This window comes from Lysobacter enzymogenes (assembly GCF_017168095.1).
Lineage (GTDB): Bacteria > Pseudomonadota > Gammaproteobacteria > Xanthomonadales > Xanthomonadaceae > Lysobacter > Lysobacter enzymogenes_D.
The window spans coordinates 1-3,311 of sequence record NZ_LXSD01000001.1 but is presented as its reverse complement, the minus strand read 5'-3'; the positions used below and the strand labels follow the sequence as shown (position 1 = coordinate 3,311).

Sequence of the window (3,311 nt, the reverse complement as noted above, 5' to 3'; positions counted from 1 at the left end):
GCGGCCTGCCCCTGCCGCGCTACCCGGGCCTGCGCTTCGGCCTGCCGTGCGCGGCGCGGCTGCGCCAGGCCTGGTCGGCGGCGCGGCCGGATGCGATCTACGTCGCCACCGAAGGCCCGCTCGGCGGCTCGGCGCTGAAGGCCGCGCGCGCGCTCGGCATCCCGGCCGCGACCGGCTTCCACACCCGCTTCGACGAGTACATGCGCGACTACGGCGCGCCGTTCCTGGTCGGCGCCGCGCTGGCGTGGATGCGCCGCTTCCACAACGGCGCCGACGCCACCGTGGTGCCGACCCGCGAGCTGGCCGACTTCCTGCGCGAACGCGGCTTCCGCGACGTGGTGCGGCTGCCGCGCGCGGTGGATACGGCCCTGTTCGATCCGGCCCGCCGCGACCGCAGTCTGCGCGGCCAGTGGGGCGCGGACGATGCGAGCCTGGTCGCGATCTACGTCGGCCGGATCGCGCCGGAAAAGAACCTCGACCTGGCCGTGCGCGCGTTCCGCGCGCTGCAGCGCGACCGGCCCGATGCGCGCTTCGTCTGGGTCGGCGACGGCCCGGCGCGGGCGAAACTGGAACGCGACAATCCGGACTTCGTGTTCTGCGGCGTGCAGCGCGGCGAGACCTTGGCCACGCACTTCGCCAGCGGCGACCTGTTCCTGTTCCCCAGCCTCAGCGAAACCTTCGGCAACGTCACCCTGGAAGCGATGGCCAGCGGCGTGCCGACGGTGGCCTACGACTACGGCGCCGCGCACGAGCACCTGCGCGACGGCGAACACGGCGCGGCGCTGCGCAGCGGCGACGAGGCCGGCTTCATCGATGCGGCCGTGCGCATCGCCGGCGACGACGCGCTGCGCGCGCGCATGGCCCGCGCCGGCCGCGAGGCCATCGCCGGACTGCGCCCGCAGCAGGTCGCCGCCGATTTCGACGCGCTGCTGCACGGCCTGGCCGAGCGCGGCGGCGCGCCGCGCCGGTCGAAGCAAGCACCCCGTCCCGACAACAAGCCCGAGCAGGAGGTCGTATGAACCGGTTGCCTTTGCGCAAACGTCTGATCGCCGGCGAATCCGGTTGGTGCCTGCGCGCCAACCGCCTCGGCGAACGCAGCGGCTCGCGCGCGTATTTCGCCGCAGTCAGCCGGCTCGGCGACGGCGCGTTCTGGTATGCGCTGATGGCGGTGCTGGTGCTCGCCGACGGCTACGACGGCCTGTGCGCCAGCGCGCACCTGGCCGCCACCGGCGCGATCGCGCTGGCGCTGTACAAGGTGCTCAAGCGCTGGACCCGGCGCCCGCGCCCGTTCGCGTCCGACCAGCGCATCCACGCCTGGGTCGCGCCGCTGGACGAATTCAGCTTCCCGTCCGGGCATACCCTGCACGCGGTCGCCTTCAGCCTGGTGGCGATGGCGCACTATCCGGCGCTGGGCTGGATCCTGGTGCCGTTCACCGCGTCGGTGGCGGCTTCGCGCGTGGTGCTGGGGCTGCATTACCCCAGCGATGTATTGGCGGCGACGGTGATCGGCTCGACCCTTGCGGGGATTTCGCTGTGGTTGGTGCCGGGGGTGTCGTTGTTCGGTTGAGGGTACGGCGGTGGCGTCGTTGTCTGGTTTTCGCGGTCGCGGCTTGCGCCGCTCCTACAGGTAGCTCATGCAGGAGCGGCGCGAGCCGCGACCGCCATCGCTCACGCTCGCCGCGCGGTTATTTCTCGCCGCCCCACTGCACCACCTGCGCGCGCGCCAGCGCCGGCTTCCACTGCCCGGCCCAGTCGCGGTCGTTGGCCACCTGCGCGCGTTCGCGGCTGGCGTCCAGCGCGGCGAAGTCCAGTTCCGCGAACGCCCACGGCTGGCCGCCCTGGGTGCGCGCGAGCACGCCGTCGGCCGGCAGGCCGACGTCCATCGGCGCGTACACCGCCGCCTCGCCGGTGTTGGTGTCCAGCGCCGGGCTCCACAGCGCTTCGCCCGCGGTCACCGCCTGGGCGACGAAGGCGCGGTTCTCCAGCGCGCGCGCCAGGCAACCCACGCGCACGCGGGTGGCGCCGGCGTCGGTGTCGGTGCAGCTCGGCGCCAGCAACAGCCGCGCCCCGGCCTCGCATTGCGCGCGCACTGGCAGCGGGAACTCGATGTCGTAGCAGATCGCGATGCCGGCGCGCTGACCGGCCAGTTCGAAGGTCTTGAGCGCGTCGCCGGGCTCGATCACCCCGGCCTGTTTCTCGAACCCGGTCAATTGCAGCTTGTCCTGCCACACGCGGCCGCCGTCGGGCGCGAAGGCGTAGCTGCGGTTGCGGTAGCGGCCGTGGCCGGGGTCGTAGAGAAAACTGCCGGCGAGGATGTGCAGGCGCAGCTCGCGCGCGAGCAGGCCGAACAGTTCCAGCCACGCGCCGTGGTACTGCTGGGTCGCCACCAGCGAGGCGTGCAGGTCGCCCTGGGTGGCGGCGCCGAAGGTCGCGCCCAACTCCAGCGACAGATACTCCGGCAGCACCGCCACCTGCGCGCCGCCGTTGCGCGCGGCGCTGAGCCACTGCGCCTGTTTGTCGGCGAACTCGGCGAAATCGCGCGGCGCGCCGATGCGGTACTTGGCCACCGCCACTTTCATCGCGCGCGCTCCAGCGGCCGCAGCCAGAAGCTCAGCGAATGCTCGCGCTCGCCGCGGCCGACCTCGTTCCACGGCAGCCGCGCCACCAGTTCCGGACGGTGGGTGTAGCCGCGCTTCTTCCAGAACGCCTCGTTGCCGCGATGGAAGGCCGGGCGGCGCGGATCGCCGGCGTCGCGGTCGACCGCGCAGAACGTGGTCCAGCGGAAATCGCCGAGCGCGCGCGCATGCGCCTCGCGCAGGTCGAAGAAGCGGTGGCCGACGCCGCGGCCGCGGTACTCGGGCAGCAGCACCGATTCGCCGCAGTAGAACACGTGCTCGACGCGGACCAGATGGCCGTCGAAGGCGGCGCGGATCTCGGCCGTCTCGTCGGCCAGCGGCAGCCCGGTGGACGCGCCGACGATGCGCTCGCCGTCGAAGGCCAGCACCGCCACGCTGCGCCACGAGTCGCGGTAGACCTGCAGGTACCTGGCCTCGTAGGCGGCGTCGCCGTCGTACAGGTACGGCCATTCGCGGAACACCGCGATGCGCAGCGCGGCGATCGCGTTCAGGTACGGCGCGATCTCGGCCCCGGCGAAACTGCGAAGGGTGGGCATCGGTGTCTTCATCCGCTCATCTTAGGCAAAAGCACGGCGCGGCGCGGTCACAAATACGGCGGCGGGCCGCGCGGCCCGCCGCCGTTCGGACTCAAGCGCCCGGCGCAGCGCTCGCGCCGGTCACGCGCCGGCCGGCGCG

At 73.0% G+C, this 3,311-nt stretch carries 4 protein-coding genes; 2 read left to right on the top strand and 2 right to left on the bottom strand.

What is annotated here, in order from left to right; genetic code table 11:
- Together A7A76_RS00020 and A7A76_RS00015 are read left to right on the top strand one after the other, a co-directional pair.
- Positions 1–1,019: glycosyltransferase family 4 protein (locus tag A7A76_RS00020; RefSeq protein ID WP_206409261.1), on the top strand; the 1,019-nt coding region annotated here is incomplete at its 5' end.
- Positions 1,016–1,567 (top strand): phosphatase PAP2 family protein, encoded by a 552-nt coding sequence (locus A7A76_RS00015; RefSeq protein WP_206409260.1) that lies wholly within the window; start codon positions 1,016–1,018, stop codon positions 1,565–1,567. The genes A7A76_RS00020 and A7A76_RS00015, both read left to right, overlap by 4 nt.
- A 118-nt stretch (positions 1,568–1,685) precedes the next feature.
- Here the strand turns inward: A7A76_RS00015 and A7A76_RS00010 are convergent, their stop codons facing one another.
- Together A7A76_RS00010 and A7A76_RS00005 are read right to left on the bottom strand one after the other, a co-directional pair.
- Entirely contained in the window at positions 1,686–2,579 is an 894-nt protein-coding gene (locus tag A7A76_RS00010; RefSeq protein WP_206409259.1) for a carbon-nitrogen hydrolase family protein, read from the bottom strand.
- Positions 2,576–3,172, bottom strand: a complete 597-nt coding sequence (locus A7A76_RS00005; protein ID WP_241200637.1) for a GNAT family N-acetyltransferase — start codon at positions 3,170–3,172, stop codon at positions 2,576–2,578. The genes A7A76_RS00010 and A7A76_RS00005 overlap by 4 nt, the downstream gene beginning before the upstream one ends.
- Between the last annotated feature and the right edge of the window lie 139 nt (positions 3,173–3,311).

Bases quoted from the DNA above. Each gene is read 5' to 3' on its own strand.
- A7A76_RS00015 (WP_206409260.1), top strand. From the start codon at position 1,016: ATGAACCGGTTGCCTTTGCGCAAACGTCTGATCGCCGGCGAATCCGGT.
- A7A76_RS00010 (WP_206409259.1), bottom strand. From the start codon at position 2,579: ATGAAAGTGGCGGTGGCCAAGTACCGCATCGGCGCGCCGCGCGATTTC.
- A7A76_RS00005 (WP_241200637.1), bottom strand. From the start codon at position 3,172: ATGCCCACCCTTCGCAGTTTCGCCGGGGCCGAGATCGCGCCGTACCTG.